The sequence below is a fragment of the Tabrizicola caldifontis genome, assembly GCF_004762095.1.
Lineage (GTDB): Bacteria > Pseudomonadota > Alphaproteobacteria > Rhodobacterales > Rhodobacteraceae > Tabrizicola > Tabrizicola caldifontis.
The window spans coordinates 1-26,182 of record NZ_SIJH01000021.1 but is presented as its reverse complement, the minus strand read 5'-3'; the positions used below and the strand labels follow the sequence as shown (position 1 = coordinate 26,182).

The 26,182-nt window shown below is 67.2% G+C and carries 30 protein-coding genes and 1 pseudogene; 3 read left to right on the top strand and 28 right to left on the bottom strand.

Annotation, left to right across the window (positions count from 1 at the left end; translation table 11 throughout):
• The first annotated feature begins 2 nt into the window (after positions 1-2).
• Both EYB42_RS15640 and EYB42_RS15635 read left to right on the top strand, forming a co-directional pair.
• Positions 3-896, top strand: coding sequence for a cation diffusion facilitator family transporter (locus EYB42_RS15640; RefSeq protein ID WP_128513652.1), 894 nt, complete (start codon positions 3-5; stop codon positions 894-896).
• A gap of 93 nt (positions 897-989) precedes the next feature.
• The gene (locus EYB42_RS15635) at positions 990-1,691 is read left to right on the top strand and encodes a VIT1/CCC1 transporter family protein (RefSeq protein ID WP_128513651.1); all 702 of its coding nucleotides are present in this window, start codon (positions 990-992) and stop codon (positions 1,689-1,691) included.
• Between the two features lie 118 nt (positions 1,692-1,809).
• Here EYB42_RS15635 and EYB42_RS15630 read toward each other — a convergent pair whose 3' ends face one another.
• The 22 genes from EYB42_RS15630 to EYB42_RS15520 all read right to left on the bottom strand — a co-directional run bounded on the left by EYB42_RS15630 (position 1,810) and on the right by EYB42_RS15520 (position 21,181).
• Positions 1,810-2,628: a sulfite exporter TauE/SafE family protein gene (locus EYB42_RS15630; protein ID WP_128513650.1), complete on the bottom strand. Its 819-nt coding sequence runs from the start codon at positions 2,626-2,628 to the stop codon at positions 1,810-1,812.
• Positions 2,625-3,725, bottom strand: a complete 1,101-nt coding sequence (gene modC / locus EYB42_RS15625; RefSeq protein ID WP_128513649.1) for a molybdenum ABC transporter ATP-binding protein — start codon at positions 3,723-3,725, stop codon at positions 2,625-2,627. The genes EYB42_RS15630 and modC overlap by 4 nt, the downstream gene beginning before the upstream one ends.
• Positions 3,725-4,393: a molybdate ABC transporter permease subunit gene (modB, locus tag EYB42_RS15620; protein ID WP_128513648.1), complete on the bottom strand. Its 669-nt coding sequence runs from the start codon at positions 4,391-4,393 to the stop codon at positions 3,725-3,727. Before modB ends, modC begins: the two co-directional genes overlap by 1 nt.
• A gap of 3 nt (positions 4,394-4,396) precedes the next feature.
• Positions 4,397-5,188, bottom strand: coding sequence for a molybdate ABC transporter substrate-binding protein (modA, locus tag EYB42_RS15615; RefSeq protein ID WP_128513647.1), 792 nt, complete (start codon positions 5,186-5,188; stop codon positions 4,397-4,399).
• A 65-nt stretch (positions 5,189-5,253) separates the two neighbouring features.
• Complete coding sequence (locus EYB42_RS15610) at positions 5,254-5,730, bottom strand: winged helix-turn-helix domain-containing protein (protein WP_346763314.1); 477 nt, start codon at positions 5,728-5,730, stop codon at positions 5,254-5,256.
• 167 nt (positions 5,731-5,897) lie between these two features.
• Positions 5,898-6,155 carry a hypothetical protein gene (locus EYB42_RS15600; RefSeq protein ID WP_128513644.1) on the bottom strand — a complete coding sequence of 86 codons (258 nt, stop codon included), beginning with the start codon at positions 6,153-6,155 and terminating at the stop codon, positions 5,898-5,900.
• Positions 6,152-6,826, bottom strand: a complete 675-nt coding sequence (locus EYB42_RS15595) for a YcbK family protein (RefSeq protein WP_128513643.1) — start codon at positions 6,824-6,826, stop codon at positions 6,152-6,154. Before EYB42_RS15595 ends, EYB42_RS15600 begins: the two co-directional genes overlap by 4 nt.
• A gap of 72 nt (positions 6,827-6,898) precedes the next feature.
• On the bottom strand, positions 6,899-7,153 hold the full coding sequence (locus tag EYB42_RS15590; protein WP_202910013.1) for a DUF6127 family protein: 255 nt from the start codon (positions 7,151-7,153) through the stop codon (positions 6,899-6,901).
• Positions 7,154-7,185: 32 nt separating this feature from the next.
• Positions 7,186-8,184 carry an FscB gene (locus tag EYB42_RS15585; protein WP_128513641.1) on the bottom strand — a complete coding sequence of 333 codons (999 nt, stop codon included), beginning with the start codon at positions 8,182-8,184 and terminating at the stop codon, positions 7,186-7,188.
• Complete coding sequence (locus tag EYB42_RS15580) at positions 8,181-9,050, bottom strand: SPRY domain-containing protein (RefSeq protein WP_128513640.1); 870 nt, start codon at positions 9,048-9,050, stop codon at positions 8,181-8,183. Before EYB42_RS15580 ends, EYB42_RS15585 begins: the two co-directional genes overlap by 4 nt.
• The gene (locus EYB42_RS15575) at positions 9,047-9,724 is read right to left on the bottom strand and encodes a DUF2793 domain-containing protein (RefSeq protein ID WP_128513639.1); all 678 of its coding nucleotides are present in this window, start codon (positions 9,722-9,724) and stop codon (positions 9,047-9,049) included. Before EYB42_RS15575 ends, EYB42_RS15580 begins: the two co-directional genes overlap by 4 nt.
• 39 nt (positions 9,725-9,763) lie before the next feature.
• On the bottom strand, positions 9,764-12,895 hold the full coding sequence (locus EYB42_RS15570) for a phage tail protein (RefSeq protein WP_128513638.1): 3,132 nt from the start codon (positions 12,893-12,895) through the stop codon (positions 9,764-9,766).
• On the bottom strand, positions 12,882-13,079 hold the full coding sequence (locus tag EYB42_RS15565) for a hypothetical protein (protein WP_238382474.1): 198 nt from the start codon (positions 13,077-13,079) through the stop codon (positions 12,882-12,884). Before EYB42_RS15565 ends, EYB42_RS15570 begins: the two co-directional genes overlap by 14 nt.
• A gap of 5 nt (positions 13,080-13,084) precedes the next feature.
• Positions 13,085-13,333, bottom strand: coding sequence for a hypothetical protein (locus EYB42_RS15560; RefSeq protein ID WP_045685068.1), 249 nt, complete (start codon positions 13,331-13,333; stop codon positions 13,085-13,087).
• An 8-nt stretch (positions 13,334-13,341) separates the two neighbouring features.
• Entirely contained in the window at positions 13,342-14,208 is an 867-nt protein-coding gene (locus tag EYB42_RS15555) for a phage BR0599 family protein (protein ID WP_128513636.1), read from the bottom strand.
• Complete coding sequence (locus tag EYB42_RS15550) at positions 14,205-15,377, bottom strand: hypothetical protein (protein ID WP_128513635.1); 1,173 nt, start codon at positions 15,375-15,377, stop codon at positions 14,205-14,207. Before EYB42_RS15550 ends, EYB42_RS15555 begins: the two co-directional genes overlap by 4 nt.
• Positions 15,370-17,802: a tape measure protein gene (locus EYB42_RS15545; RefSeq protein ID WP_128513634.1), complete on the bottom strand. Its 2,433-nt coding sequence runs from the start codon at positions 17,800-17,802 to the stop codon at positions 15,370-15,372. Before EYB42_RS15545 ends, EYB42_RS15550 begins: the two co-directional genes overlap by 8 nt.
• 44 nt (positions 17,803-17,846) lie before the next feature.
• A complete protein-coding gene (locus EYB42_RS15540; RefSeq protein ID WP_128513633.1) occupies positions 17,847-18,053 on the bottom strand; it encodes a DUF7697 family protein in 207 nt (68 codons plus the stop codon).
• A 53-nt stretch (positions 18,054-18,106) separates the two neighbouring features.
• The gene (locus EYB42_RS15535; RefSeq protein WP_128513632.1) at positions 18,107-18,544 is read right to left on the bottom strand and encodes a hypothetical protein; all 438 of its coding nucleotides are present in this window, start codon (positions 18,542-18,544) and stop codon (positions 18,107-18,109) included.
• Positions 18,544-19,485 (bottom strand): phage tail tube protein, encoded by a 942-nt coding sequence (locus tag EYB42_RS15530; protein WP_128513631.1) that lies wholly within the window; start codon positions 19,483-19,485, stop codon positions 18,544-18,546. Before EYB42_RS15530 ends, EYB42_RS15535 begins: the two co-directional genes overlap by 1 nt.
• Before the next feature lie 24 nt (positions 19,486-19,509).
• Entirely contained in the window at positions 19,510-19,929 is a 420-nt protein-coding gene (locus EYB42_RS15525) for an acyl-CoA transferase (RefSeq protein ID WP_128513630.1), read from the bottom strand.
• 40 nt (positions 19,930-19,969) lie between these two features.
• Positions 19,970-21,181: an MFS transporter gene (locus EYB42_RS15520; RefSeq protein WP_202910012.1), complete on the bottom strand. Its 1,212-nt coding sequence runs from the start codon at positions 21,179-21,181 to the stop codon at positions 19,970-19,972.
• Positions 21,182-21,310: 129 nt separating this feature from the next.
• On the opposite strand from EYB42_RS15520, the gene EYB42_RS15515 reads away from it, so the two are divergent.
• The gene (locus EYB42_RS15515) at positions 21,311-22,267 is read left to right on the top strand and encodes an arsenic resistance protein (protein WP_128513628.1); all 957 of its coding nucleotides are present in this window, start codon (positions 21,311-21,313) and stop codon (positions 22,265-22,267) included.
• A gap of 15 nt (positions 22,268-22,282) precedes the next feature.
• Here EYB42_RS15515 and EYB42_RS15510 read toward each other — a convergent pair whose 3' ends face one another.
• The 6 genes and pseudogenes from EYB42_RS15510 to EYB42_RS15485 all read right to left on the bottom strand — a co-directional run.
• On the bottom strand, positions 22,283-22,912 hold the full coding sequence (locus tag EYB42_RS15510) for a DUF6441 family protein (protein ID WP_128513834.1): 630 nt from the start codon (positions 22,910-22,912) through the stop codon (positions 22,283-22,285).
• Between the two features lie 5 nt (positions 22,913-22,917).
• Positions 22,918-23,229, bottom strand: coding sequence for a head-tail joining protein (locus EYB42_RS15505; RefSeq protein WP_128513627.1), 312 nt, complete (start codon positions 23,227-23,229; stop codon positions 22,918-22,920).
• Positions 23,229-23,564, bottom strand: a complete 336-nt coding sequence (locus tag EYB42_RS15500; protein WP_128513626.1) for a DUF2190 family protein — start codon at positions 23,562-23,564, stop codon at positions 23,229-23,231. Before EYB42_RS15500 ends, EYB42_RS15505 begins: the two co-directional genes overlap by 1 nt.
• A 74-nt stretch (positions 23,565-23,638) precedes the next feature.
• Positions 23,639-25,489 (bottom strand): Mu-like prophage major head subunit gpT family protein, encoded by a 1,851-nt coding sequence (locus EYB42_RS17625; RefSeq protein WP_240784218.1) that lies wholly within the window; start codon positions 25,487-25,489, stop codon positions 23,639-23,641.
• On the bottom strand, positions 25,489-26,085 hold the full coding sequence (locus EYB42_RS15490) for a hypothetical protein (protein WP_135451030.1): 597 nt from the start codon (positions 26,083-26,085) through the stop codon (positions 25,489-25,491). Before EYB42_RS15490 ends, EYB42_RS17625 begins: the two co-directional genes overlap by 1 nt.
• A pseudogene (locus EYB42_RS15485) lies at positions 26,082-26,182 on the bottom strand (IS5/IS1182 family transposase); the annotation flags it as partial. The pseudogene EYB42_RS15485 and the gene EYB42_RS15490, both read right to left, overlap by 4 nt.

The following is a 26,182-nucleotide window of genomic DNA, read 5'->3' as shown; positions in this document are numbered from 1 at the left end:
CATTGGCCCACGACCACACGCATACCCCACCAACCGACCTTGGCCCGGCGTTTCGCTGGGCGGTGGGGCTGAACACGGCCTATGTGATCGTCGAGGCGACGTTCGGGTTCCTGACAGGCTCGCTCGCGCTTTTGGCGGATGCTGCGCACAATCTGACCGACGTGGCGGGTCTGCTGATCGCCTGGGGGGCGGCGGTGCTGGCCAAGCGTGTGGGCAGCGCCACCTACACGTTCGGCTATGGCCGTGCGACGATCCTCGCCGCGATGCTGAACGCGGTTGCGATCCTGATCGGAGTCGTCGTGGTGGTGTGGGAGGCCGCGCAAAGGTTCCAGACCGTGGTCGAGGTGCCGGGGCTGACGATCCTGCTGGTCGCGATGGTGGGGATCGGGGTGAACACAGGATCGGCGCTGTTGTTCATCGAGTCGCAAAAGGACGACCTGAACGCCAAGGGCGCCTATCTCCACATGGCCGCCGATGCGGCCGTCTCATGCGCGGTCGTCATTGCCGCGGCCGGAATCATGCTTACCGGCTGGCACTGGCTGGACCCGGCGGTCGCCATAGCGGTTAGCCTGCTGATCGCCTGGACGGCGTGGGGCCTGATGCGCGCATCGCTCCGACTGGGGCTGGACGGAGTGCCGGAGGGCATTGATCGGCAAGCAGTGGCCGACTGGATCGGCGACCTGCCAGGCGTCAGCAATGTGCACGATCTGCACATCTGGGCCCTGTCGACAACGCGCACGGCTCTGGCGGCGCATGTGGTCTGGCAGGGCGCCGACGCCGACGCTTTCATCGAACAGGTCACGGACGAGTTGGAGCATGACTTCGGCATCGGCCACGTGACGCTGCAGTTGGAAAGGGCGCTCTGCGAACGGGCGGCCGTGTGCCTGGCGACATGACCCCTCAAGCAATTCAATCGGGGAGCGATCCGCTCCGGAATCGCAAAGGAATAGGGGCATGAGCCCGTCATATTCTGACCGAAGGTTGCAGCGATGCGCGCGGTAACCCTTCACGCCGAAGCCCATCTTGTTTCGCGTATCGGCTGGTTGCGCGCAGCCGTGCTGGGCGCCAATGACGGCATCGTATCCACGGCGAGCCTGATCGTCGGGGTCGCGGCGGCCTCTGCCGCAACGTCGGAAGTGTTGGTTGCGGGGATCGCCGGGCTGGTCGCTGGCGCCATGTCGATGGCGGCAGGGGAATATGTCTCGGTCAGCTCCCAATCCGATACCGAGACTGCCGACCTCGAAAGAGAGCGCTCGGAACTGGTCGGCCAGCCCGAGGCGGAGCTTGATGAACTGACCCAGATATACGTTGCGCGCGGGGTCGAGCCGGAGCTTGCCCGGCAGGTTTCAGCCCAGATGATGGAACACGACGCGCTCGGCGCGCACCTGCGCGATGAGCTGGGTATTTCCGAAGTGACGACGGCGCGGCCGGTTCAAGCGGCGCTGACATCGGCGCTCACCTTTGCCATTGGCGCCGCAATGCCGCTGACGATGGTCCTGGTCTCGCCCGCCGATCTGTTGGTCTGGACGGTCACCATCGCCTCGCTGCTGTTTCTTGCCTTGCTGGGGGCTGTTGGTGCGTCTGCCGGAGGCGCGCCGGTCTGGCGCGCAACCCTGCGCGTAACGTTCTGGGGTGCACTCGCGATGGCGCTGACCGCAGGTATCGGGGCGCTTGTCGGCACCGCACTGTGAGCAGAAGGGAAGTTAACTGACTGACCGGCAGCTTCGTTTTGTGCCATGTTGACGTGGAGAAAGTCATGATTTGCGCAGTGTGCGAATTCCTCGGACCGCCCACAAAAATTCAGTCGGTTCAAGCTAGTCGGCGCTCTTCGAGGTGCCGGAACACGCCCCAAGCCGACCAGATCAGGATGAAACCCAGTCCGATCTTGAGCGCCTGCGACGGGACAAGTCCAAGCGCCAGCGCGCCGAGAATGGCGCCGACGACCGAACCCGCCCCGAGCGGCAGGATGATCTGCCACCACACTGGCCTTTCGCGCAGGACCGAGCCCGCCCCGAAATGCCTCAACAGGCCCACGGCGATGGTGGGCATGCCCACCAGCATCGACATCGAACCTGCCAGCTTCACATCAACGCCGAACAGCAGGATGAAGACGGGGATGATCAATTCGCCCCCCGCCACGCCGAGGAGCGAGGACACGAGGCCGATCACCACCCCGCAGGCAGCGGCCACGAGGACCGTGACGACCAGCCCCTCCCCAACAAGCCGATAGGGCTCGGCCACGAACAGCCCCTCTGCGATCAACATCAGGCCGAGGACGACGAGCAGGATCAGGATCAGACGACCAAGCAACCGGTCGGATGTCTTGCGCAACCAGCCTGCGCCGACCCATGCGGCGGACATGGACCCTGCGAGCATTCCCAGCACAGCGGGCAGGTGCGGCAGGATCTCCATTATCGGAACGGCTGATACCCGAAACGGAAAGGCCGCAGCAAGCACGATGAAACTGGCCACGAGGTTGATCGCCACAGCTTCGCGCGCGGAAAAGCGCAGGAACCCGATGAGAGCAGGCAGCCGGAATTCAGCACCGCCGAGGCCGATCAGTCCCCCGGCGGTGCCGACGGCGGCGCCGATCCCAAAGGACATCGCAGGGCGTACAGGGCGGTTCATTCGGCAGCCCGGGCCGCAGAGGGGGCGCGGGCGACATGGTCCCGGGCCACCGACATGGATTTCAGGATGACGTGGACGGGGTCGCCCGGCCTGAGCGCCATCTGCTCGGCGGCGCGTCGGGTGATGCGCGCGAGTATCTCGTGGTCGCCCACCATGACGTGCACAGTCACGGCCGGTCCCTTGCCCGTTACGAGCTCCGTCACCTGGCCCTTGAGGATGTTCTGCGCCGACAGCCCTTCGGGCCGGGCGCGCGACAGGATCACCTCATGCGCCATGATCCGCACTCGAACATGCGTTCCGGGCGCGCCCTCGACTGCGGGCAGAAACAGTGGTCCCGCCTCCGCCTCCAGACGGGTCAACCCATCGGTTCCGTGCTCGGCGATGACGGCGGGCAGCATCACCGCCACCTCGCGGATCCCCATGGCGCGCAGCGCCTCCGGGTCGGCCATGACCTGCGCGGTCGTGCCCTCACGCACGACGCGGCCCTGTTCGATGACCACCATCCGGTCGGCCAGAAGCTGCGCCTCGTTCATGTCATGGGTCACCAGCACCACCGGCATGGCGAGGAAGCGGCGCAACTCAATGATCTCGGCGTAGAGCCGCTCGCGCGTGGCGCGGTCCACCGCCGAGAAGGGCTCGTCCAGCAACAGCGCCTGGGGTTTGCGGGCGAGCGCGCGCGCCACCGCCACCCGCTGCTGCTGGCCACCCGACAGCTGCGCGGGCTTGCGGTCGGCCAGTCCGTGCAGGTTGACCAGATCGAGGATGCGTTCGGCCTCGGCCTCATCCGCCGTGTCCATCGCGGCCATCACGTTCTGCGCTGCGGTCATATGCGGAAACAGCGCGTAGTTCTGGAACACGATCCCGACGCGGCGGCGATGCGTGGGCAGATCGACGCGCGCGACCGTATCCAGCCAGGTCGTGCCATCGACCGTGACCCGCGCACCCTCGGGCCGCCAAAGCCCGGCGATGGTGCGCAACAACGTCGTCTTGCCTGATCCGGAATGGCCGACCAGCGCCAGCAATTCGCCCGGTTCGACGCGAAAGGCCACATCAAGCGGGATCGGTGTCGTGGCCCGCGCCATCACCTCCAGCGCCATCAGGACAACCTCCGCCCGACACGGGCCGACAGCCAGTAGGTGAGCGCGATGGTGAAAAGGCTGATCGCCACCAGCGTCGCCGACATGATCGCCGCCCCGCGGTCGTCGAAGCCCTGAACCTTGTCATAGATGGAAATGGCGATGGTCTTGGTCTCGCCCGGGATCGACCCGCCGACCATCAGCACGATGCCGAATTCGCCCAGCGTATGGGCAAAGGTCAGCACCATCGCCGTCATCAGCCCCGGCCAGGCGAGCGGCAACTCGACCTTCCACAGCGAGGTCAGCGGCGACATCCCGCAGCAGCGCGCCGCCTCGCGCACCTCGACCGCGATGGCCTCGAACCCGCGTTGCGCGGGCTGGATGGCAAAGGGCAGGTTGAAGATCACCGACGCCACCACCAGCCCCTCGAAGCTGAAAACCAGCTGGTGTCCGAATGTCTGCTGCCATAACGCCCCCACGGGCGAATTCCGCCCGAAGGCCACGAGCAGGTAGAAGCCGAACACCGTGGGCGGCAGAACCAGCGGCAGCATCACCAGCGCCTCGACCAGCCCCTTTGCCCGGAACTGCCGGAAGGCCAGAAACCGCCCCATGAAGACCGAGACAGGAAGCAGGATGACGACTGTCCATGCGGCCAGCCGCAGGGACAGCCAGAGCGCTGTCCAGTCCATAGGTCACTCGCCTTCTGGCAGGAGGAACCCATAGCGTTCCATGATCTCGCGCGCCGCGGGCGCGTTCATATAGGCGTAGAACGCCTGCGCCACCTCTCCTGCATCGTTCAGAAGGACCATGCGCTGACGCAGGGGTTCGTGGAAATCCTCCGGGATCAGATCTGAGGTGCCCAGGTCACGCAACTGCGGCGCCAGCGCCAGCGACAGAGCGATGATGCCGCCCTCGGCATTTCCCGACAGCGCAAACTGCGCGGCCTGGCTGACGTTCTCGCCCAGAACGAGGAAGGGCTGGATATCCTCCCACAGTCCCGCGTGCTGCAACGCTTCCCTGGCGCGGCGGCCGTAGGGCGCATGATCCGGGTTGGCGATGGCAAAGCGGGTGATCCGCCCCTCGGCCAGCGCCTGGCGCAGCGATCCGAGGGTGCCGTCGGCGACAAGGGTCGAGCCCGGCGGCACCTTCACCACGATGCGGCCGATGGCATAAAGATCGCCTTCGTTCGGGGCAAAGCCGTCCCGGTGCAGATCGAAGATGAACTGCTCATCCGCGGCCATGAAGATCTGGAACGGCGCACCCTCGCGGATCTGCCGGGCAAAGTTGCCGGTCGAGCCCATCGATAACCGCACGCGCATGCCCGTCTCGGCCTCGAACGCGGCGGCGATCTCTTCGACCGCGAATTGAAGGTCCGCAGCAGCGGCGACGACAGGCGCGTCGTCCTGAGCCAAGGCGGGTCCGGTCGCGAAGACAACTGCGGCGACGGCCGCAAGAACGGAACGACGGGAGAAAGTAACGAACATGCGCGGCCTCTTCGGTGATATTGTTCAAGAAACATATCGCCGGAACAGAGCACGAAGGTCAATCGTTATCTTCCGTCGGGAATATCCCGCAGCAGTGCCTGCATATCGTTCAGCCGCGCGGCCCCCGCGGCCGCCGCATCCGCCTCGAAAGCGCGGTAAAGGGCCAGGACCCTCCGGCCCGTCTCGGTCAGCACCGCCCCGCCACCGCCCGGCCCGCCGCGGGTGCTGTCGACAAGTGGTTCGCGGAACATTGCATTCAACGTGCCGATCAGCTGCCATGCGCGCTTGTAGCTCATGCTCATTTCGCGCCCCGCTGCAGCGATGGAGCCGCAGCGATCGATGCGTTCGAGCAGTTCGGCTTTTCCGGGCCCGATCATTTCCTCGTCGCCGAAGACGATCCGGATGCGCAAGACTGGGCGTTTGGTATTTGTATCCATATCCCTACTATCGGGGCCTGTTACGGTTGCATGCAAGAGCAATCGCTTTCCGGTCTCGCAGGTCGCGGTGGGCCTGCGGCAGGAGTGCGTGGCCAAGATCGCCATACGGGTGTCAATCACACGCTCTCGCCTGATCCCGCATGGCCGCATAGTCGCTCAGCATCTCTGCAATCAAGGAGCCTTCGGGCAGTTGCGACGATTCTTCGGCCGCCCGCGCCTGAACCTCGCGGGTGTACTCCACCACGGGCGGACAAACGGTCGCGAGGCGCGGTTCAGAAGCGACCGTTGCGCAGCCGGTCAGCAAGATCGTCGCGATTGCGAGGGCGGCGAGCCGCCGCTTCCAGCATCCGGCGTTGGACATCATTGGCCTTCTCCGTGGTTTCGAGGCGTTCGACGAGGCTGCCAGCGCGCTCGCCGGAGCGCCGTTGTGCCAGCAAGAACAGAAGTACGGCGACCGCGATGGCGCCGTAGCGCAGGACCACCCGCATCCAGCGGCTGGCGGCAATCCCGGTGAGCAGCGCTGCGATCACCGCCGCCCCCGGCGCCAGTCGTCGAGCCGGGCGTAGATCGTGACCGCGATGCCACCGAGCGCCACCACGATGAACACCCAGCGCAGCGTGTCGAGATACGGCACCAGCGGCAGGATGGCGGATTGGGTCTCCGCCAGGACGCTCTGCGCGACCTCGACTCCGGCTGCGCCCAGTGTCGCCACGCCAGCCGCGCCACCGCCCTTCATGGTGCGGCTGTCGGCGAGCACTTCGCGCGCGGGCGGAGCCTCGGCTGCAAATGCGGTCGCCCGGACCGGGAACCGCTCGCCCCACTGACGTGCGGGACCGAGATCGACATGGATGAACCCCGAGCGCGGGTAGAAGCCGAAGCCGAGGAACCCGACCTCGCGCGCCGCGGTCTCGAAGGCCACGGGGTCGTGGTTCGCCATGGCGATGTCGAATGCGGCGCCGTCGAGGTGTTTCGACCGGGTCGCGCCTCCGACAGCACTGTTGTGCTCGGGGCTGCGATAGGCGGAACGGACGATCAGCGGCTTACCCAGCCGGTCGCGCAGCGCCTGGAGCTTGTCGAGCGCCGGTTCGTTAATGAGCAGCTTGCCGGTGCCCCGGCAGGCGATTTCGGCCGGGCTGAAGTTCGGCCAGCGCCAGGTGCTCTCAGGCACGTCGTGCCAGTGGCGGTGGAAAGTCGTGGGCATGGGGTCCTCCGAAAACGAAAAACCCGCCACGAGGGCGGGTGCGGTTGGGCTGATGGATCGGGATGGGCGCGGCTACGGACCGCCGCCGAAGATCTTGAGCTTAATGGCAATACCGGCGAGCAGCGCCAGCATGACGCTGGTGGTGATCATGCGGACGGCTGTCTGCATGGCGGTGCGGCGCACCAGCCGGATACTGTCCACGAGCGCACGTAGATCGCGGACATCCATTGCAGCCTCTGTACCGTCGAGCCCGACATCGGCCAGCGCGCGTTTGGCACCCTCTTCCGCCGCGCGTGCCAGCAGTTCCTCGAACTCGGCATCGGGCATCCGGACATGACCCTCACCGGAGCGACGCGGGCTCATGCCGACAGGATCCCAACCTCGTTGGGCAAGGTCAGATCGCTCCACGGGCTCGCATCGACCGGGTTCACCGCCCAGCTCGAATAGACGGGCTTGGGTGCGAGGTCCGGCACGGTCTCGGGGGTGGCATCGTGGTTCACCCCGCCGATGCGAAGAAAGCCTGCCGTGGCGTCGGGCCCGACCGTGCCCGCCTGCGCGATCTGCTTGAGATGCACGCCAGCGATGGCCGAGACCGAGGCGGGTCCGGTCGGGCCAGTCAGCGAGAAGGACATGCGCTGCCCCGCTGCCGTGCTGGCGACCCGCGTGGCGATATCGCCATCGCGCAGCGCATCGATGCTGCCCACCATCTGGTTGAAGCTGGCGATGGCATTGGGGCTGCGGCGCACGAAACGCCGCCCGATAGTCGAGACGCCGTCGAGGGCCGCGATATGGGCGTAGTACCAGGTGCGGTTCGTGGAAATCCCGTGCAGGGAGGTGTTGGCAAAGACCACGTGGCGCGGCTTGCCCTTTCCATTCGCGTTCGCGGCGGTGGCCGTCGATTGCAGAACGCCCTCGACATAGAACTCGATGGTAATCTGGGCACCGACCGTCACCCGTACGTCGATCCATTGCGGCTGACCGTTGGGGGCGGTGTAGGAGGAACTGCCCTGCACGCTGGTGTCGCCAGCGGCGATAGCGTGATAGCGGTTGGACGTCGTGACCGGCTTGATCTGGGCCAGCAGCACGTTGGTCGCACTGTAGAATTCCAGAAAGCTTGCCTCTGACCGATTGATGCTGTTGGCGTCGGCGCTGGGCGGCACATAGCGGAACCCCAGCCAGAGATCGCCCACGGGTTCCGAAACCGAGAAGGAGAACGGCGCGGAATAGGTGTTGAAGCCGACGTGCCGGATCGCGTTGACGTCGAGCGTCGGGTCGAACCCTCCGGCGGCGGTGCTCAGGAGCCCCGAGATGCCGGCGATGTCGGTGGGCTGGTGGCCCAGATGCAGGATGTAACTCATGGCAGTTCCACTTCGATGTAGAGGGCGGATTGGGCGGCGGTGAGGGAGGTTCCCCCGCCGTGATCGAGGAAGATCGAGACGCCGCCCGCCGTGAGGCGCGTGCCGCCGCCGAGATTGAACCAGGCCTCGAACTCGCCGACGCTGAGGTCCTTGTCCCAGGCCAGTTCGATGAAGGCATGCGCCTCGAAGATGCGCAGGTCGGGGTGCTCGTAGCCGAGCGGCAGCGCCCCGGGAGGAACCGGGTAGCTGAACTGCGAGGGCTGCGAACGCAGCGTGCCGCCGTCGCCGGGATTGCGGCCCTGGACCTGCGGATAGAAGGCCGTGCTCTGCGCGGCCGTCCACGTTGCCGCCCCGCTCACCGGATCGTCGCGCCAGACGCCGTTCCTGCCGACCCAGAGCCGCGCGGTGGCCGGGTCCAGGACGAACATCAGCACGCTGCCCGCCCCGAAGGTGGGCAGGCCGGTCAGGCGCTGCTCGGCCACAGTGTTGTTCGACGACCAGAGGGTACCGTTGCCGCGATAGCCGATGGAGCCCAGCGTGATCGGGTTGTTGCCGACATTGAACTCCTCGCGCTGCGCGGCGGAGACGACGCCCATGTAGCCGTCGAAACTGGCAGCCCCGCTGGCTGCACAGAGAACTTCCCAATAGCGCCGCCCGTCCGAGGGCAGGATCGCCTTGGCACTCGGCACCCAGCGCATATAGTTGGTCCCGCCAGAGGTGTTCACGGCGGTCTGATTGGCATCGGACAGAGTGTAGCCCGGAGGGCGGCGGGCTGTGTCGAGTTGCCAGACAGAGCCGATGTCCACCGGCGGAGCGGTGTCGCCGCCCTGCGCCAGGATGGCGGCGCGCATCATCAGCAGGCTCATGCGACAGCCCCCGCCAGCGCGCCCTGGATGACCCAGGCATCTGCCCCGCGCTTGACGAGGGCGGCGCCGGACCATTGGCCATCGAGGGCGACGGAGCCTCCAGTGACGCCATTGAGCGACACGCCCGGTGCAGCGGTGATCGTGGCGATCCCGGCGCCGACTTGCGTGACATTGATGAGCGTGCCGATCTCGAAGGGCACGGTCGCCTCAATCGGGATCGTTACGGTGACGGCCGAGGAGCCGGTCGTCTCGAGGATGCTGCCCAGATCGCCGGCTTCGAGCGTGTGGCTGGTCGCCGTCAGCGTCCGGATGCGCACGACGCCCGGTCGGGGCACCTCGGTCCATGCCCCACCCGTGAACCGCACATGCCGCGCTTCATCCGCGATCCAGACCTGCCAGCCCTCCTCGGGGGTCAGGTAGACCCATGCAGCCGCCCCGGCTGGCGACTGGTCCCAGAGGGCGAGCGCATTGGCATTGGCGCCTGCCGCGGCGGGCACGATGGCGATCTGGCCTGCGGTGCCCGTGGCAGGAAGTGCTGCGGTCCGCGATGTGGCACGCGCCTGCACGAGGGCCGAGAGACGGCGCAGGTCTTCGCTGAGGCTGGTGCCCCAGTTGCGCTGGCCGGGATCATAGAAGGCACGCAGCCCCAGTCCCGGCATGATCCGTTCGGGCATGCTTGGTCTCGCTTGTCGTGAGGATGGTGATTGCGGGGCTCAGGTGCCCCAGAGGAAGCCCCAGCCGCGATCCCAGCCAGCGGCGAAGGGCGCGGTCAGCCGGAACTGGCGGGCCTCGCGGTCGGTGAGCCAGGCGCCTCCAACCAGACGACGTGAGCGCACGGCGAGGTCGATCTCGGCCGTGCGGTCCGGCGCGCCGGTCTCGGGGATGTCCTCGGGCGCGAGCGTCCAGCTTGTCCCCATGCCAGCGTCGATCACGATGCCGGGCGGCATGAGCGCCACGCCGATGTCGGGGTCGATCCAGCGCACTTCGATTGCATAACCGACGCCCGGCTCCGGCCCGATGGAGGAACCGGTGTGATCGACGATCACGGGGCTGGTCTGTGTCAGCCGGTCACGATGGGTCCAGGTCAGCACCAGATCATCTGCGATCAGCGCATCGACATCAGGAGCATAGCTGCCGTTGGCCTGCACCCGCCCGGGCGGCAGGGGCCGGATGGCGCGGCGGTCCAGTGTGACGCTGTCCTCGGGTGCCAGCGCGAAGGCGAGCGTGCCACGCCCGGTCTCCGGCAGCAGCCGGATCGCGAGGGTCTCGCCCGCGGCCCAGCTGTCCTCTGTAATCCGCGCGCCCTCGTCGAAGAAGATCACGGGCGTATCTGCAGGGTGGGCACGCGGCACGGTGTCGAGGCAACCCCGGCCCACGGTGATGGCCGTGGAGGTAATCCCGTCGACGCGGACCAGTTCGCCACCGATGCTCGCAAGCGTGCCGATGCCGACCTCGCCGATGTCGCGCCAGCCGGTGACGGGAAGGACGCGCGCCTCCGGGTGGTCCGAGATGTCCGCAGCCAGCAGCGCCGTGGGCGCGAAGGCGACCACGCCCTCCTGTGCCGGGCCGGTTCCAGGGTCGATCCAGAGTTCCGCCGCCAGCGCATCGGCGCTGGGGCGCTCGCCCGTGGCGACAACCGCGCCCGCATCTGGATCCTCCGACAGAATGCGGTCGGCCTCGGTGTGGCCGAGTTCGCGGACCAGCAGCCAGTACGGTGCTTCCTCGACCATGCGCCGGGAGAGTGCCCTAGGCGGAGCCGCGACCCCGGACCCAGTCGGCATGCGCCCGCCTGCGATGGCGGTCGCGCCAAGGGCAAAGACGTCCTCCGCAAGCTTCAGCCGGATTCCATTGTCGCGGCCGTCGCCCTGACCGATCTCGGAGATGCGCATGACGACATCGTCGAGCCCGAGGCGGGACGACCGCAGCCGAATTACATCGCCGGGGCCGAGGTCCGCGCCCTCACGGTTCACCACGATCTCGCCCGTGAGTAGCGGCACGGAAAGGGCGCGAAGGTCGCGCTCGGCCACGCGGATCGCGAGCCCCTGGTAGCGGATGCCCGGATAGTCGAGCGTGGTGGCGATCACCTCGCCCATCGACTGGACCCGGGCCGTATCGGTCACGCTGACGGCGCCGGTGTCGTCCGTCCAGGCATCGGTGAAGCGCACGGTCACGCTGTTGACGAGGTCCGAAGGCGCGCGCCGCCCGAGGCGTCCCCAGTCCACGACATTCGTCTCGTCGAAGAGTGGCAGCGTTGCGGCCGTGTAGTCGGCCCGGATGAGCCGCAATTCCCAGAGCCCCGTGCGCCGGTCGATGAAGAGCGTTGCGTCGATATGGTCGAGAACGCTGCCGATGAACTCCTCGATGGAACTGTCCTGCTGCCAGATCAGCGACAGGCCGAAGCCTTCGGTGTAGAGCGTGTCCGCAGCCGCCGTGAAACTGGCCCCGATCTCGACCGTGGAATAGCCAAGCCCCCAGTCACGGTTCGTCAGGCACTCCCGGATGATATGGGCCGGGTTCATGTCCGGGCCGTTCCCGAAGGCCCCGCGAAGGGAGGCGACCAGTGCCTGCGGGTTGCCGGCCGGGATCACTGGCACGCCGTCCACGGGCGTGTTGTCGATGCGCGCGGTAGAGGTCGTGTTCGCGAGCGCGATGTTGAAGCCGAAGATGTCGGCGGGCGGAAGCATGCGGATGATCGCCAGCGCCGCATCGACCGAGGAGACCGGCGCAGGTTCGCCGTCGGTCACGAAGATCACGATCCGTCGTTTCGACCCGCCGCCCGCGAAAAACGCACCCCCCTGCGAGAAGGCCGCGTCAAAGCTGGTGCCGCCCGAGGTGCTGTTCGACAGCGCCAGCATCCAGGCATCGAGCGCGGCATAGTCGTCCGGGCCCATGTCGCGGCGAAGGGTCGCGCCCGCGACGCCAGCGTTCCAGAGCACGATGCGGATGTCGTTCGGGCGGTCGGGATCGACGCTGGCCCCGATCTCGCGGATCAGCGCGGCAACCCCTGCCTTCTGCGCCGCCATGCGCGTGCCCGACATCGAGCCCGAGACATCGAGCGCGATATAGATCGCGGCGTCCGAGATATTGGCCTCGGGCACGATGGCGGCCTTCTCGGGATACCATTGCGCCGCGCCTGCCTCGCCGGTCAGCACGCGGGTCACGCGGACCGCCCAAGGCTTCAGATACGGATTGATGCCGAGATAGACCTGCCGAAGCACTAGGCTGCAAAGCCCGCGATAGCCGGGCACGTCTCCGTCCATGCGCGCGGCCAGGTAATCGTTCTGCCCCTGGCCCGGCCCGCCCATCAGCACATCGACATCGCCGCGGACACCGCCCTCGCGGCTCTCGCCGCCAAAGAGGTCGGGCTTGTCTATCCGGATGCGCCCACCGCCAGCGCCGGCATTGCTGGCGGCGCTGGTCGCCTCGAACACCTCGACCGACTGCGAGGGGAAGCTCAGTGCCTCGGGCAGGACGGACCAGGAGCTCACATTCGTGGTGGCGTTGAAGGTGACGCCGCGCAGAGTGATGGTCTGGCTCGTGCCATTCGCCAATTGCAGCCGGTAGTCCCGGCCGATGCGCACCCCGGCGCGCGTCCCCGGAAAGGTGATCGTGGCGCCCGTGTCGCCTGCCAGCGCGGCAGTGGCGGTCATGCCTGCGACTGTGCCGATCCGCGTCTCCACGGCCGCGCCGCCACCCGAAACGCCGCCGCCGGTCGTGACAGACCATGCGGTGCGGCGGTCAACGAGGATCTCGCGAATGGCATCGATCGGCCCATGGCAGAGCGCCAGATGCATCCCCAGCGAATAGCGGAAGCCAACGGTCTGCGCCTTGCTACGCCCGCCCATCGCATGCCTCCCGCTGCTCGGCGATCGTGATCACCGGCTCCACCAGCGCATCCCCGGTTATGCGCAGCCGGTCGGCTTCGATGCCGCTGTCGAGAAACGCCTGCCAGTCGAACCCGTGGCGGCGGAACCATGGCCGCACGCCCGCGAGGCAGTAGCGGGCATCGCGCAGGTCCTGGATCGTCACACGCGTCACTTCTTGCCGCCTTTCTTCTTGATCGGATCCACCTTCAGGTCGCCTGCCCAGACGACGTTCGGCCCGGTGATCAGCACCGTCCCGAACACAACCGGGATCGGCCGACCCTCCTCGGCGGTGGGCAGGGAGAAGTCGTCTAGCCCTGCGGCCTGCGGCTTCTCGACCTTGGGGCGCGGGCTCAGCGCATAGGAAATCGCCGAGAGGACCAGCCCGAGGACGAGCCGTGCAATGAAGGTCCAGACCATGGGCGTTCTCAGACGATGGAGCTGCCGCCGAAGGGGTTGCGGCCGGGGATCTCGGGGAAGCCCCCGAAGTTCGCGAGGTTGCCGAACTTCGCGGCACAAGTGGCGGCGCGCAGATCGCAGCCGGGGGCTATGTCGGCGAGGACCGGGAGCGGCGAGCCGGTGTCCGGATCGATTTCCGGCGCGGCGAGCGCCGCCGCCAGTTCCGGCATCGGGCGCGACAGTGTGAGGGTGGCCCCGGCATGGCCGGTGATGAACCCGAGCTGCGCGCCGAACCTGAGCACACCGCCCCGGTACCAGCCGGCGGGCTCAGCCGCCGCCTCGGGGATCGTCAGGCTCGAGGCGTTGCCGGATACGGCCGTCACCGTGCCGGTCAGCCAGTAGAGCGCGATGTCGAGGCCGCAGCCGCGCCCGTAAAGCGCATGGCGGCAAAGCCGCTGGTACTTCGCCCGCACGCCCGCGCGTCGCAGCGTGCTGAAGATCGACTCGGCCTGCAGCAGGATCCGCTGCCCCTCCACCTCGGCCCCCACCACGCGGCCTTTCCAATGCGCGACCGTCTCCCCCAGCACCTGCTCGTGGCCACGGAAGATGGTCAGCGTCACGGGCGTGTTGCCCAAGGGACCGAGGAAGCGCCGCGCGAAAGGATGCGAGAGCGGCCAGGTCAGTTCCAGCCGCCCCCGCTCGATCTCGCTTGTCTGCACCACATCGCCATGGGCCACGGCGGCTGGCTCCCAGGTGATCTCGGTCCCGCCGCTCCCCGCGCTGGTCCAGGCCGTGGCTCGGCTGGTGAAACGCCAGACCTGATCCACCTCGACAAACTGATAGAGGAAATACGGGCGGCCCTCTGCGACCGAGGCTTCGATGCTAGCATAGGTCATGCGGGCACCTCGATAAGAGGCAGCGTGACCTCGCTCGCCACAGCGCCATGCTGGATCTCCACGCGGTCGGCATCTGCGCGCATCGGGGTCAGGAAATGCGCCTTGGTCATGAGCGGCACCTTCTCGCCGAGGTTCGAGGACAGCGTGAGCCGGTGATCCGCGCCCTCGGCGGTGGCGGCGGTGATCGTCCGGAAGCGCAGCGCGGTCGGCATTTCCAGCAGGATCGCGCGGCCGACATAGGCCGGGAGCGACGCGACCGGCGCCACGCGCACCAGCGTGGATCCAGAGGTCATCGCGGCACGCAACTGCAGGTCGCGCCCCCAGGTCGGCAGCCAGAAGCTGGCCTGCCGCCCTCGGAGCGACCAGAGCCAGCGCCGCAGGGCGTGGCGTGCAATGCGGCCTTGTGCCTTCAGCGTGATCGTCTCGCTCCGCTCGAAGACGTCGCGCAGCGGCTCGGCCACAACCGGGCCGAAACCGTTGTCGACGTATTCGACCGCGCGGCGCAGGCTGGCGGTGAGCGGGCGGCGTACAAGGCTCGGATCGGTCTGGACCGGGCGGCCGAGATAGGTCGGCAGGACCGGTGCGGTGATGTCCGGCGCATCGCGCAAGAGGAAGCTGGCCGTGACCGTGCCATCGCCCTGCCTGCGGCGTGTGACCTCGATGGCTGAGGTCAGCGCACTGGCCCGGATCGGCGCGACCGTGACCCGCTGTGCCGCCACGACCGGACCGGGCAGTTGCAGCACCAGAGGTTCCGCCAGGATCAGCCGGTCGGCCTGAACGCTGGCGATGGCCACTGCCGCCGCCTCGCGGCCATCGACCGCAAGCGCCGCCAGTTCCCCGCTCCGGAAATCCGCCACGCCGGTGTCGAGCAGGATCTCGGTCACGCCTTGCGCCAGATCGGCATTGGGCTGCAGCGCCATGTGCCAGAGCGGGACCTGCCAGTCTCCGGCGAACCCGACGCGGGCCATTTCCGTCGCGCGCGCCATCCCCAGCGCATCCAGCCTGTGCCGAAATGTGACGATCTCGCGCGGCCGGGGTCGGAGTGCGATGCGCTGTTCGCTCGCGCGCGATGTCAGCACATCGGTGCGCCATTCCAGCACTTCGGCGATCTCCTGCGCCGCCGGGAAGGACCAGAACAGCGGCGGCAGTGGGCCTCCCATCTCAGGCATTCAGGGCACTCCGGTTGCGGCGGATGACGTTCAGGATGGCCCGCTCGCCCGAGGGCGTGGCGAGGTAGTCGCCGACCACCGACGGGTCGAGCACGTTGATGATGCGCGTCGACATGTCCTGCGCGGGTTGGGTGGGCGCGCTGTTCATCTCGACCCCGAGCCGCCCGTCGCGCCCGCGCCGCAGCGGCAGGATCGCCTCGGGCCCGGCCTCGCCCATCAGCCCGATGCCGCGGGAGAACGGGAAGACCGTCGGCCGGTTGACCACACCGCCGCGCGCAAAGGCGGTCAGTTCCTGTCCGCCTGCAAATGCGCCGCCCCTGGCGAAGCCGAACAGGCTCGCGAAGAACCCACCGCCTCCGCCCATGCCCGAGAAGGCGCGCATCAGCGCGTTCTCGATCGGCTTGAAGGCCAGCTCGATCAGCCGGTTCGCGAGGTTCTGCGCGATACGCGAGATGGCGCTGGCAAAGGTCTCCCAAGTGAACTCACCCGACTGCAGCGCCTCCTTGATCGGACCGACGATGTCCTGCGCCAGACCTTGGGCGATCTCGCGCGAGCGTTCCTGCGCCGCGCGGACTGCCTCGGCGGTAGCCTCCCAGGCACCCCGCGCCGTATCGGCCGCCTCGCGTAGCGCCTGACCCGCACCGCGACCGGCGCCACCTGCGCGGCCCGCAGCCTCGCCCGTAGCATCGAGCGACTCTCCCAGCCCCTCGGCGGCCGTACGTGCGCCGTTCAGCGCGGCCTCAGAGTCCAGACCGCTTCCCGTCACCGCTTCGCGCAGGGCGTCAATGGATTCGAGCGGTGCCGTCGCCGCTTCCGCCACACCGGCCATCGTCGCGCGCAGGGCCTCGGCCTGACCGCGCGCTTCCTCGGCATAGGTGCCCAGCCCGAGATCCGGCATCGTGATCGGCTCGGCTGAGAGCGCCGCCTGAAACGCCGCACGGGCTTCGGCTCCGGCCTCGGTCGCCGACCCGGCGAAGGGGTTGTCGATCCGGCCGAGTTCCAGATTGCCGATCAGCGAGATGCGCCGTTCGATCCCCAGCGCCTCGAGCCCGCCATTGATCCCCTCCAGAAAGCCGTTGATCCGCTGGCCGACGCCATTCAGCATGGCCTCGACGCCCGAGATCAGCGCATTCGCAGCCTGGAACGCAAAATCTCCGATCGCCGCGGGCAGCGCGCCCCAGAGCACCTTGATTGCCTCAAACGCCCCTTGGAATGTGTTCAGCGCCGAATTGCCAAAACCGACCACGGCTTCCAGCGAGGTCTGCAGCGCCTCCGCGATGGCGCCCTTGATATCGGCCCAACTCGCCATGATCGCCAGCCCCAATGCGACGGCACCGAGCTTCATGCGTTCCCAGACCTCGCGGGCAAGATCGGCCAAGAGCGAGAGCGCAGTGCCAAATCCGCCCGCGCCGCGCACCAGCTGCCCGAACCAGTAGATCAACTCGCCCGCACCCACGATCAGCGCCCCGATGCCAGTGCGGATGATCGCCCCGCGCAAGAGCGTAAGCGCGCCTGCGAGGCTGATGGTGGCGACCTGCGCCGCAATGAGCCCCGCAACCCAGCGCGCGGCCATGAAGCCCGCGAAGGCGATGCCGATGGCCGCCAGCCGCTCCATGTTGTCGGCGAGCCCGATCAGTGCCGCGGCCATCGTCGATGAGGCCCCAACCATCTGGTCCCATGTGCCGACCAATTGCAGTGCTGCGTTGCCGATCAGCGTGAAGGCATCGCCGATGGTCGCCGGCATGCTTTCGGCTTCCTCGCGCAGCAGCTCGAGATTGCCGATGAGCGCCATTCGGATCACTTCGCCGGTGATCCCACCCTCCTGGCCCAGCCTGCGCAGGCCCGAAACGGTGGTGCCGAGTTCAGCCGCCAGCAGCTCGGCCAGCCGCCCGCCGTTCTGGATCACAGTGTTGAGGTTGTCCCCGCTGAGGGTGCCAAGCGCCATCGCCCGGGAGAGCGCGGTCTGGACCGAGGCCGCGCGTTCGGCGCGCGCGCCCGACACCACCATGGCGTTGTTCAGCGCCTCCGTGAAATCCAGCGACTCCGCCGTGGTCAGGCCCAGCTCGCGCAGCGCTGTCGCATTGGCCAGCCAGGACTCCGTGGTCTGGCCAAGGCTGGAATAGGTCCGCCGCGCCATGGCGGCGAGCCGTTCCATGACCGCAGCACCCGCTTCCTGCGAGCCGGTGGCCAGATCGACGCGCGAGCGCAGATCAGTCCACTGGTCAGCATAGGCCACAAGCTGGCGCGTGCTGATCGCGGCGCCGAGAATGCCCATGACGCGGCGCACCACGGCACCGGTGATATCGGCCTGCCGCTCGATCCGCTTGAAATTGCGCTCGCCCGCATCGCCGATGCCCTGGAACTCGGCCTTCACCTGCCTGCCGCCCTCGGCGACGAGGCGGACGGAGACGCGTTTCTGGGCCATGGATCAGACTTCCTGACGAGCGGGGCGCGGCTTGCGGACCGGGTTCATCGGCCACCGGGCGGGGACGCCCGGTCATCGGACGCCCGCTGTTCGTTGAACTTGCGGACCATCACGGCCTCGATCACGGGCAGGCATTCGGCCGCGATGAGCGGGGCGACCCCGAGCGCCTGCGCCATGGCCAGCGCCGCGGTTATGTCCCAGCCCAGAACCACTGTCCCGTCGGCGCCGGATGCGACCCGCAGTTGCCCCATAATCCGTTGCGCGAGATCCCAGACCTGCCAGCCTTCCGGGGTTTCCGGCTGGTTCAGCCGCGCCGGGCAGTCCGGGCACGGGCCTTCGCAGGCTGCACAGTAGCGATCGCCCCCGCCGAGCCACCATTCGGCAAGGGCGCAGAGACGTTTTTTTCCTGCTCGAGGAGCAGCCATTTGGCGACATAGGCGGACTGGAAGGCGTCGAAGGCCGGCCAGATGTCGAGGAGCGCGTCGATCCCCTCGGGCGTCACAGAGACCGGGTTGCCCGCGGCATCACCGACACCCTCCCAATCCAGCACCGCGCGCCGCGCCACGGCCTTGGCCATGATCATCGCCAGTTCCTCGGGCCCAGCCTCGGGCGGCAGTGCCCGGATCGCGGCATCGCTGCGCGCCGAGACCATCAGCGCGGTGGTCAGCGGCCGCAGCTTCAGTCGCACGCCGGGCAGCAGGTCGAGCCAGCGCGGCGCATTCGTCAGATCGAGTGTCAGCATCAGTAGGTCTCCCGTTCGTTCACCAGCGTGATCGTACACATGCGCCCCGTCCCCGGATCCTTCGCCGCCTGCCAGTCGAAGCTCGCCTGCACGCCCTGCGGCCCGGAAATCTCGATGCGCGGGCGCGGCAGGTAGACGGCATGCGCCACCAGCGTCAGGCTTTCCCCCGAGGGCAGCGTGTAGGCGAAGGTCATCTCGCAGGGCTCGCCGTTGATCGCCTGGTTGACCAGCAGCTGATCGGCGAAGCGCACCTCGATCCGGCCCGTGAGCGCCGCCATGCCGGGGTCGGCACCGTCGATGCGCCCGTCCGAACGGATGGTCTCGATCCGGTCGAGGGTGTTGGCATAGGTGATCTCGGCCGAGACGATGTTGCCAAGCGGCTGGCCGTTGCGGGTGATGGCCCCGTTGAAATGCCCGAAGCGCTGGAGGTCGATCTCGGCCAGCGTGCCAGCGGCGGAGGTCGTGGCGATGGCCTCGCCCTGAGCGACCAGGCTGGCCGTCGCGGTTAGCAGGCCCGAGCGCTGCATCTGCCAACTGAGCGTGTCGAGCACGCAGCCCGAGTACATCGCGAAGCGCGGCACCTCCGGCATGCCGGTCTCGATGGACATCGACGGCAGCACGTAACTGCCCGAGCGGAACTCGTGGCTGTAAGGCGCGGCGGTGCCGGTGGTGATCGGCTGGCCGAAGGCCGCCTTCAACCAGAAGCCGAACGCCTCCGCATCGATCGGCACGACGACATTGCCGTCGGCCGTCAGCGCGTCCTTGATCGGCACCAGCGGATCGCGGCCGTAGCCGAGCAGTTCGCTGTTCAGCAGCGGCTGCTCCGCCCCCAGCGTCGCGCTGGCGAATGGCATCCGGGTGAAGCCGCTGGCAGGCGGCGTTCCGTAGGTCGTCTCGAACGCAAGCGCCATCTGCGCCCGCGCCCCTTGGGCTCGTGCCATGGTGTTCTCCTCGGGTTGTCGGGATCAGCCGAGCGGATCGGCCGTGGAATAGTGCAGCACCACCGGGATCACGGCGGCCTTCAGGCTCGCCGCGCCCTCGACCGGCAGATCGACCGGCTTCGGGGCTTCGCCCTCTACCCAGTCGCACAGCCCGCCCAGTGTGCGGTCGGCGGCGAGCGCTGCGCCGATGCTGGCGGTCAACGTGTCGAAGGCGGCGTCACGGTCGGCGCCTTGCACGACCGCCTCGATCTCGGCCCGGTGCTGGTAGTGGTAGGCAAGCGGCGAGAGGGTCACTTCCGGCTCCCCCGGCTCGCCATCGCGCAGGATCAGCAGGCCCTCGGCCGGCACGCGCTCGGGCAGCACCTCGCCGCGCAGGGCGGTGGCGGGCAGTGCCAAGAGCCGCGCGTGCAGCGCGGTGAGGATGGATTCACGGGGGGTGGGCATTGAACTGCTTATAGACCTCAGACGTTGAACGACACGCCGATTACCTGACTCGGAGCAAGGCCAGCGTTCCCGCCGCCATCAGCGCTGCGGCCACCGCGAAGGCGACCAGAGGCGAGGCCAGCGTCCACAGGATCCCGACAGCAGAACTGGAAATCAGCTTGGCCGCACCGTTCACCGTTCCCAGCGCCCCGTAGCCGGTCGCCAGCCTGTCCTCGGGCACCATGTCTGCTGTGACCGTCGCCTCCAGCGCCTCCTGCACAGCGACATAGAGACCGGCAATGGCGAAGATCAGGCCAAGAAACCACAGGCTTTCCGTCGTGAACGCGAAGGCCGTCGCCATCAGAGCAGCGGTCAGCACGCCGAGTGCATAGCCCGCGACCAGCACGCGGCCCGGCCCCAGTCGATCGGCCAGCACGCCCACCGGATAGGATGCCACCACCTGCACCACGTTGCGCCAGACATAGAGAAGCCCCGCCACCTGCGCCGCCTGCACAACGCCCATCTGCGCCGTGAGCAGCACCGTCGCAGCCAGGATTAGCAGGCTGTGCGAAAAATCCCCCAAACCGAATACCCCGACCGCGCCGAGGTATTGCTTGAACCGTACGGGCAGCCCCTTGAGCGTCGAGATCAGACGCAACTCGGGGTTGGGCGAATGCTCGGGGTCGCGGACCAACGTCAGAAACGCCAGCACGGCCAACCCGCCGGGGATCAACGTTAACCAGAAGACGAACCGAAACGCATCAGCCGGATCCGGCCAATTAAGTCCCTGTGCCCAACCGAGTGCCGCGATCCCAAGAAGCGGGCCGAAGATCGCCCCGACAGTATCCATCGCCCGATGAAACCCGAAGGCGCGCCCGCGGGTCTCGGGACTGATCGCTTGCACGATGATCGCATCGCGCAAGGGGCCGCGCAGACCCTTGCCGAACCACGACACCGTGCGGCCAAGCAGCAGGAGCGGCCAGCCGACCGCGAGGGCGATCAGCGCCTGCCCGACCGGGGTCAGGCCATAGCCAAAGAGAACCAGCGCCTTGCGGTGCCCGAACCGGTCGGCGATGTGGCCCGCGAACATCTTCGTGAAACTTGCCACGGCATCCGCGATGCCCTCGATGATCCCCAGCACCGCCGCCGGCACGCCGAGCACGGCGAGGAAACCCGGCAGGATGACGGTCGTCGTCTCATAAGCGAAATCCCCGAGCGCCGAGGTAACCCCGGCACCGGCGACTGTGCGGTTGAACCATCCGGTGGGGGGCATTGGAACGCCCGTTTGGTGCGCATTCGGATCGGCATCGTTCATTCTTCAGGTTCTTCTTTGTATCGGAGGGCAATAGCCTTCTTTGACGAGGAGGTTATACCTCGACTGCAACAATCGAACAGGATGGACATGAGCCGCATTGCGCTGGAGCGCCACCAGGTCTGGATCTATCTCGCCGCCATCCTGGCAGGGCTGGGCTTGGGTCTGTTGCTGCCGGGGGCCGCCGCACATCTCGAGGCGGCGCTCTGGCCGCTTCTGGGCATCCTGATCTTTGTGACCTTTACGCAGGTCCCGCTGATCCATCTGCCGGAGGCGTTCCGCGACCGGCGCTTCATGGGGGCGATGCTCGCGGGCAACTTCGTGATCGTCCCGCTGATCGTGGCGGGGATGCTGGTGTTCCTGCCGAGCGATCCTGCAGTCCGGCTGGGCGTTCTTCTGGTCCTGCTCGTCCCCTGCACGGACTGGTATATCACCTTCACGCATCTGGCGGGAGGCGACACCGGCCGGGCGATCGCCGCCACGCCGGTGAACCTGATCGTGCAGATGGCGCTGTTGCCCATCTATCTCTGGCTTTTCATGGGATCGGCCTTTCTGGAAATCTTCGCAGTCGGTCCCATCCTGACCGTTTTCCTGACGCTGATCGTGGCGCCGCTGGTGGCGGCATGGCTATTAGAGCGATGGGCCGAGGCGCGATCCGGACGGGGCGCGGTGATGACGCGTCTTGCCTGGTTCCCGGTGCCGTTGTTGGCGCTGGTCGTCTTCCTGATTTCCGCATCTCAGGTGCAGACCGTGACCGCCTCCCTTCCGGTCCTGCCGCAGGTGACGGGTGTGTTCGTCGGTTTCCTCGTGCTCGCCCTGATCGCGGCGCTGGCAATAGCACGGGCGCTCGATCTCCCCGCGCGGTCAGGACGCGCGCTGGTGTTCAGCCTCGGCACACGCAATTCCTTCGTCGTGCTGCCGCTGGCGCTGGCGCTGCCGCAGGAATGGCGGCTGGCCATCGTGGTCATCGTCTTCCAGTCGCTGGTCGAATTGCTCGGCGTGCTGGTCTATCTGAAGGCGGTGCCGCGGCTTCTGCCCGATCGCTGAGACAGTCCGCCAGCATCAGAACTTTGCATCTACCCAGTTGGCCACGATCAACCCCGGCACGCTGTCCAACGCCCGGCCCGCATCCCGCGCCAGATCCAGCCGCTTCGGCAGCTTCACCTGCGGCACCAGCAGGAAGATCGGCGCGGTGACCTTGCCGCGCCCGGTCTTCGAGCGCGACACCACCGCCTGGCCCTTCGTGTTCAGCCGCCCCTCCGCCACCAGCAGGCTGGGGCCCGTGCGGCGATAGACGAAGCGCAGGCGCAGGCCGCGGCGCCGCTCCCATTCGCCAGGCGTGATCCGGCCGCCGCGCAGGGATTTGCCCGCCGCGGGCAACGGGATCGCCAGCCAGAACCCGTTCTTCGAGCGGATCAGCGGCCCGGTGTCATGCGCGCCGACGATGACCGGAGCCTTGGACCAGACCAGAGCCGCGGCATCGAGGCTCTCGCCCGACCTCGGGAAGTTCTGGCTCCGGATCGAGTTGGCGAGCCGTGTGCCGAGCCCCGCGCCGGTGATCTGCAACCGCCATGCCGACTTCAGCCCGGTCCCGGCCTCGCGCATGGCGGCTGTCACTGCGCGTTCGCCTGCCGCGACCTCGGCCTGCATCATCGCGACGATGTCGGGATCGATGTTGAGCTTCAGCTTCACAGCGGTCACGCTGGGCGCAAATCGACGGTCCAGACGAGCCGTTCGCGGTCGCGGGCGGGTTCTCCCTGGATGAGGAAGGCGTCTCCGTCGATCTCGATACGGTCGCCCGGGCGCGGGTTCGCCACCTCAGCCACGCGCACGTCAATGCGGGTGGTCTCGGACCAGAGCCGCGCATCGCCGAAGTCGGTGATGGCGTCGGCGCGCCGGGCGACGACGCGCACCAGCACGGGCGCGCCGCCGTCGGCGATGTAGACCGCGTCCCGGCCGATGTTCGGATCGGCGAAGAGCACGCCGACGGCGAAGGCGAAGGCGCTCATCAGAAGCTCGCGTTCAGGCGGACCCGGCCGATGGTGTCGCCCGCGCCGCTCGCCACCGCCTCGATGGCCACGCCGATGAGCGTGTTGTCGGTGGCGACCGTGGTGCAGCGCTTGTTGGTGTCGTCCCAATAGACCTTGGCGCCGACGGTCCAGGCCTGCGAGCCGACCTTGGTGATGTCGAAGATGCCGATGAGCGCGGTCTCGACGGGCTCGCCGATGGCGGCGTCCCCGGCCGCGATGCCGAAGATGGAGCCGACGAGCAGGCCATCACCGGAGGCGACGGCATAGGGCGCGGTCAGGGTGATGGTGTTGCCGGGCTGGACGTAGTTTTTCATGATGGGGATCCTCGTGGAATGACGAAGGGCGGCCCGATTGGACCGCCCGCATGTCGGGTTTCAGGATGCTGGGCTTACGCGCCCGGGTTCTTGTAGAGGCCGCGCCAGTCGATGGCCTTGGCGCCGAAGTCGAGGCGGCACTTGATCTCGACGCCATCGACATCGAAACCGTTGCGGGTCTCGATGTAGGCGCCTTGCTGGCCCTCGAGATAGGCGTACTCGATGGTGTCGATCTGGTTCGGGCTCGCGGCCAGATACCATGCGGTCTCGCTGGCGGCGTCGAGCCGGGGCTCGCTGATCGGCGCGAGCGTGCGGATCGACTGCGGCACGACGCTGGAGGTCGCGGCGGGCACAAGGTTCTGGGCGACCAGCTGTTCGGCCTTCAGTTCCAGCGAAGCGGGCACGATCAGGAAGGCGGGGCGGACGTTCAGCACCGTCTTCTTGTCGAGCCCCGTCTGCTTCGCCATCGCGGCGCGGGCCGCGCCGACACTGCCGACATCGAGCGCCGCGCCGGTGCCCGCGAGGTTCTTGTGTGTGGTGTGGAAGAGCGCGTTGCCGTCGGCCATCGCCGGGTTGGCGGTGATGATGCCCCAGACCACGTCCGACTCAAGCTGGGCGATGGAGTTGCCGTACATCGCCGGGATCCGCGTGAAGGCGTCCAGATCGTCGTTGATCAGCGTCTGGCGGGTGATGGCGACCACCCGGCCATAGGTCTTGACCTTGTAGCTCTCCTTGCTCTCGCCGAGCGTGCCGCGCTTGAACTCGCCGCTTTCGCCGACCTCCAGAAGCTGCGGCGCTTCACCGAGCTGCACCCGGTGCATGGCCTTGAAGTCGGTGGCCAGAACCTGGCGGCAGAACAGCATGAAGGTGCGGGGATACCGAACGATCTGACCCGCGGCTTCACGGAAACGCGCATTTGCCGTATCGCCCGCCAGATACTTGACCTCGACGATGGCCGCCACGCTTCCAGCTTCGTCGTCGACAATTACTAGGTCCGGACGATCCGCTGCTGCAGCCATCCCGTATGCAGCGAGAACGGCTTCAAGCCGCAGCTCAGATGGCTCCAGCGCAGGTGGCACGTACAGACCGCCGCCTGACTGCCAGAAAACCGAGTACCGCCCGCAGCGCAAGACTGGCTGTCCTGGCCGAGCATCAAGTACAGACAGACGCAGCGGAAGGCCGAGTTCCGCAGACAGCGCTTCCCCGAGTCCCGCCGCAACGGCCAATTCGAAACGACGCCACTCCTCAAGCGGCCCGATGAGCGTGCTTCGAAGGACACGTGAAAGCGCGGCTTCGTCGCCAGCTTCGACCCCCGTCAACGTCGTGTAGGCCGCAATCGCATAGCGATAGATCAGTCGTCGCGACCGCGCTGCATCCCTTACGGCGTTTGGCCCCGGCCTTCGTCCAGCCGTCACGTGCTTCAGCGGTTCTCGCAAAGCGTCAAGCCGCTTCACCGCTGCAATTTCCGTCATCGCCGCCTCGATCAGGGCAGCATAGGCCGAATTCTTGGGCTGCATCGCAAACAGCCGCTCGGCATGAGTTGCGGCCATGTGCACAACCCAAGCGACGACTTGGTTTGGCCCCGTGTTGAACGATCTCACAGGCTCTTCCGAGACAATCAGAGACGGGTGCCCGGACACCCTTCGCGCAATAACCGAAGCCCGGGCATCGATCCTTCCGCGCGCGACTGCGTCATCTGTTCGTCTCTGGAATTGCAGTAGCGCCTGCGCTTCGTGCCGATGGGCAAGGAGATATTGAACGAACTCCCGAACCGGCGCTGAGATCGCCCAGTGCGCGCGAAGGAGTTCGAGATCGCGGGCAAGGTCAAGCGACGGCCGGTCAGCACCGAGAAGCGTCCCAGACCGGAAATGCCGGAGGAAGATTCCTGCTGCAAAGTCGGAAATCGCTCGGTCGATCCCCTCCATCAGACCGCAACCGACTCCATCCGCCGCTTGATCCGATCACTGGAGTCCGCATCAAGGCCGAAGGCGTCTACGGCCGCTTGCGCAAGGAAGTCGGCATCCTGGACCACAATCCCGTCGAGCATCGGCAGCAACACCATGTCCACCGCATCGAGCAAAGCCTCTCGCATCGAGGGCGTAGGGACAGCGAAGAAGTCTGCGCCATCATCCATCGCCTGGACGGCCTTGATTGCATCAATGATCGGGGCGGGTCCAAGGACACGAACCTTGTTGATGGCCGCCCAGAAAGCGCCAAGCGGACAAGGTGCGCCCGCAGCAGGCCCAGCCCAAGTTGGATCAGACTTTCTGATAAAAGACTCAATGAAACCAGCCGTGTCGCGCGGCACGTCGACATAGACCCAGCCAAATCGGCGGCTGAGGGCATAGGACATCTGATACAGAGCGGCCTTGTCGATGGAATTGATGGTTGCGATCAGCCGCCAGTGCGGGCCTGGCGCGAACTCGTATGGCTCTGCCGAGGGCTTGCTTTCTGGCAAGATCACATATTGCGGGCTATCTTTGTCCTCGATGTTTAGGGTCAGGACTCGTTCTCCATTCATAGCCAGAACATGACGGTTGCGGCGAGTGCGACGGCTGAGAGGAAGACCTTTGGGCAGCGGTCATAGCGGGTGGCAACCCTGCGCCAGTCTTTCAGCC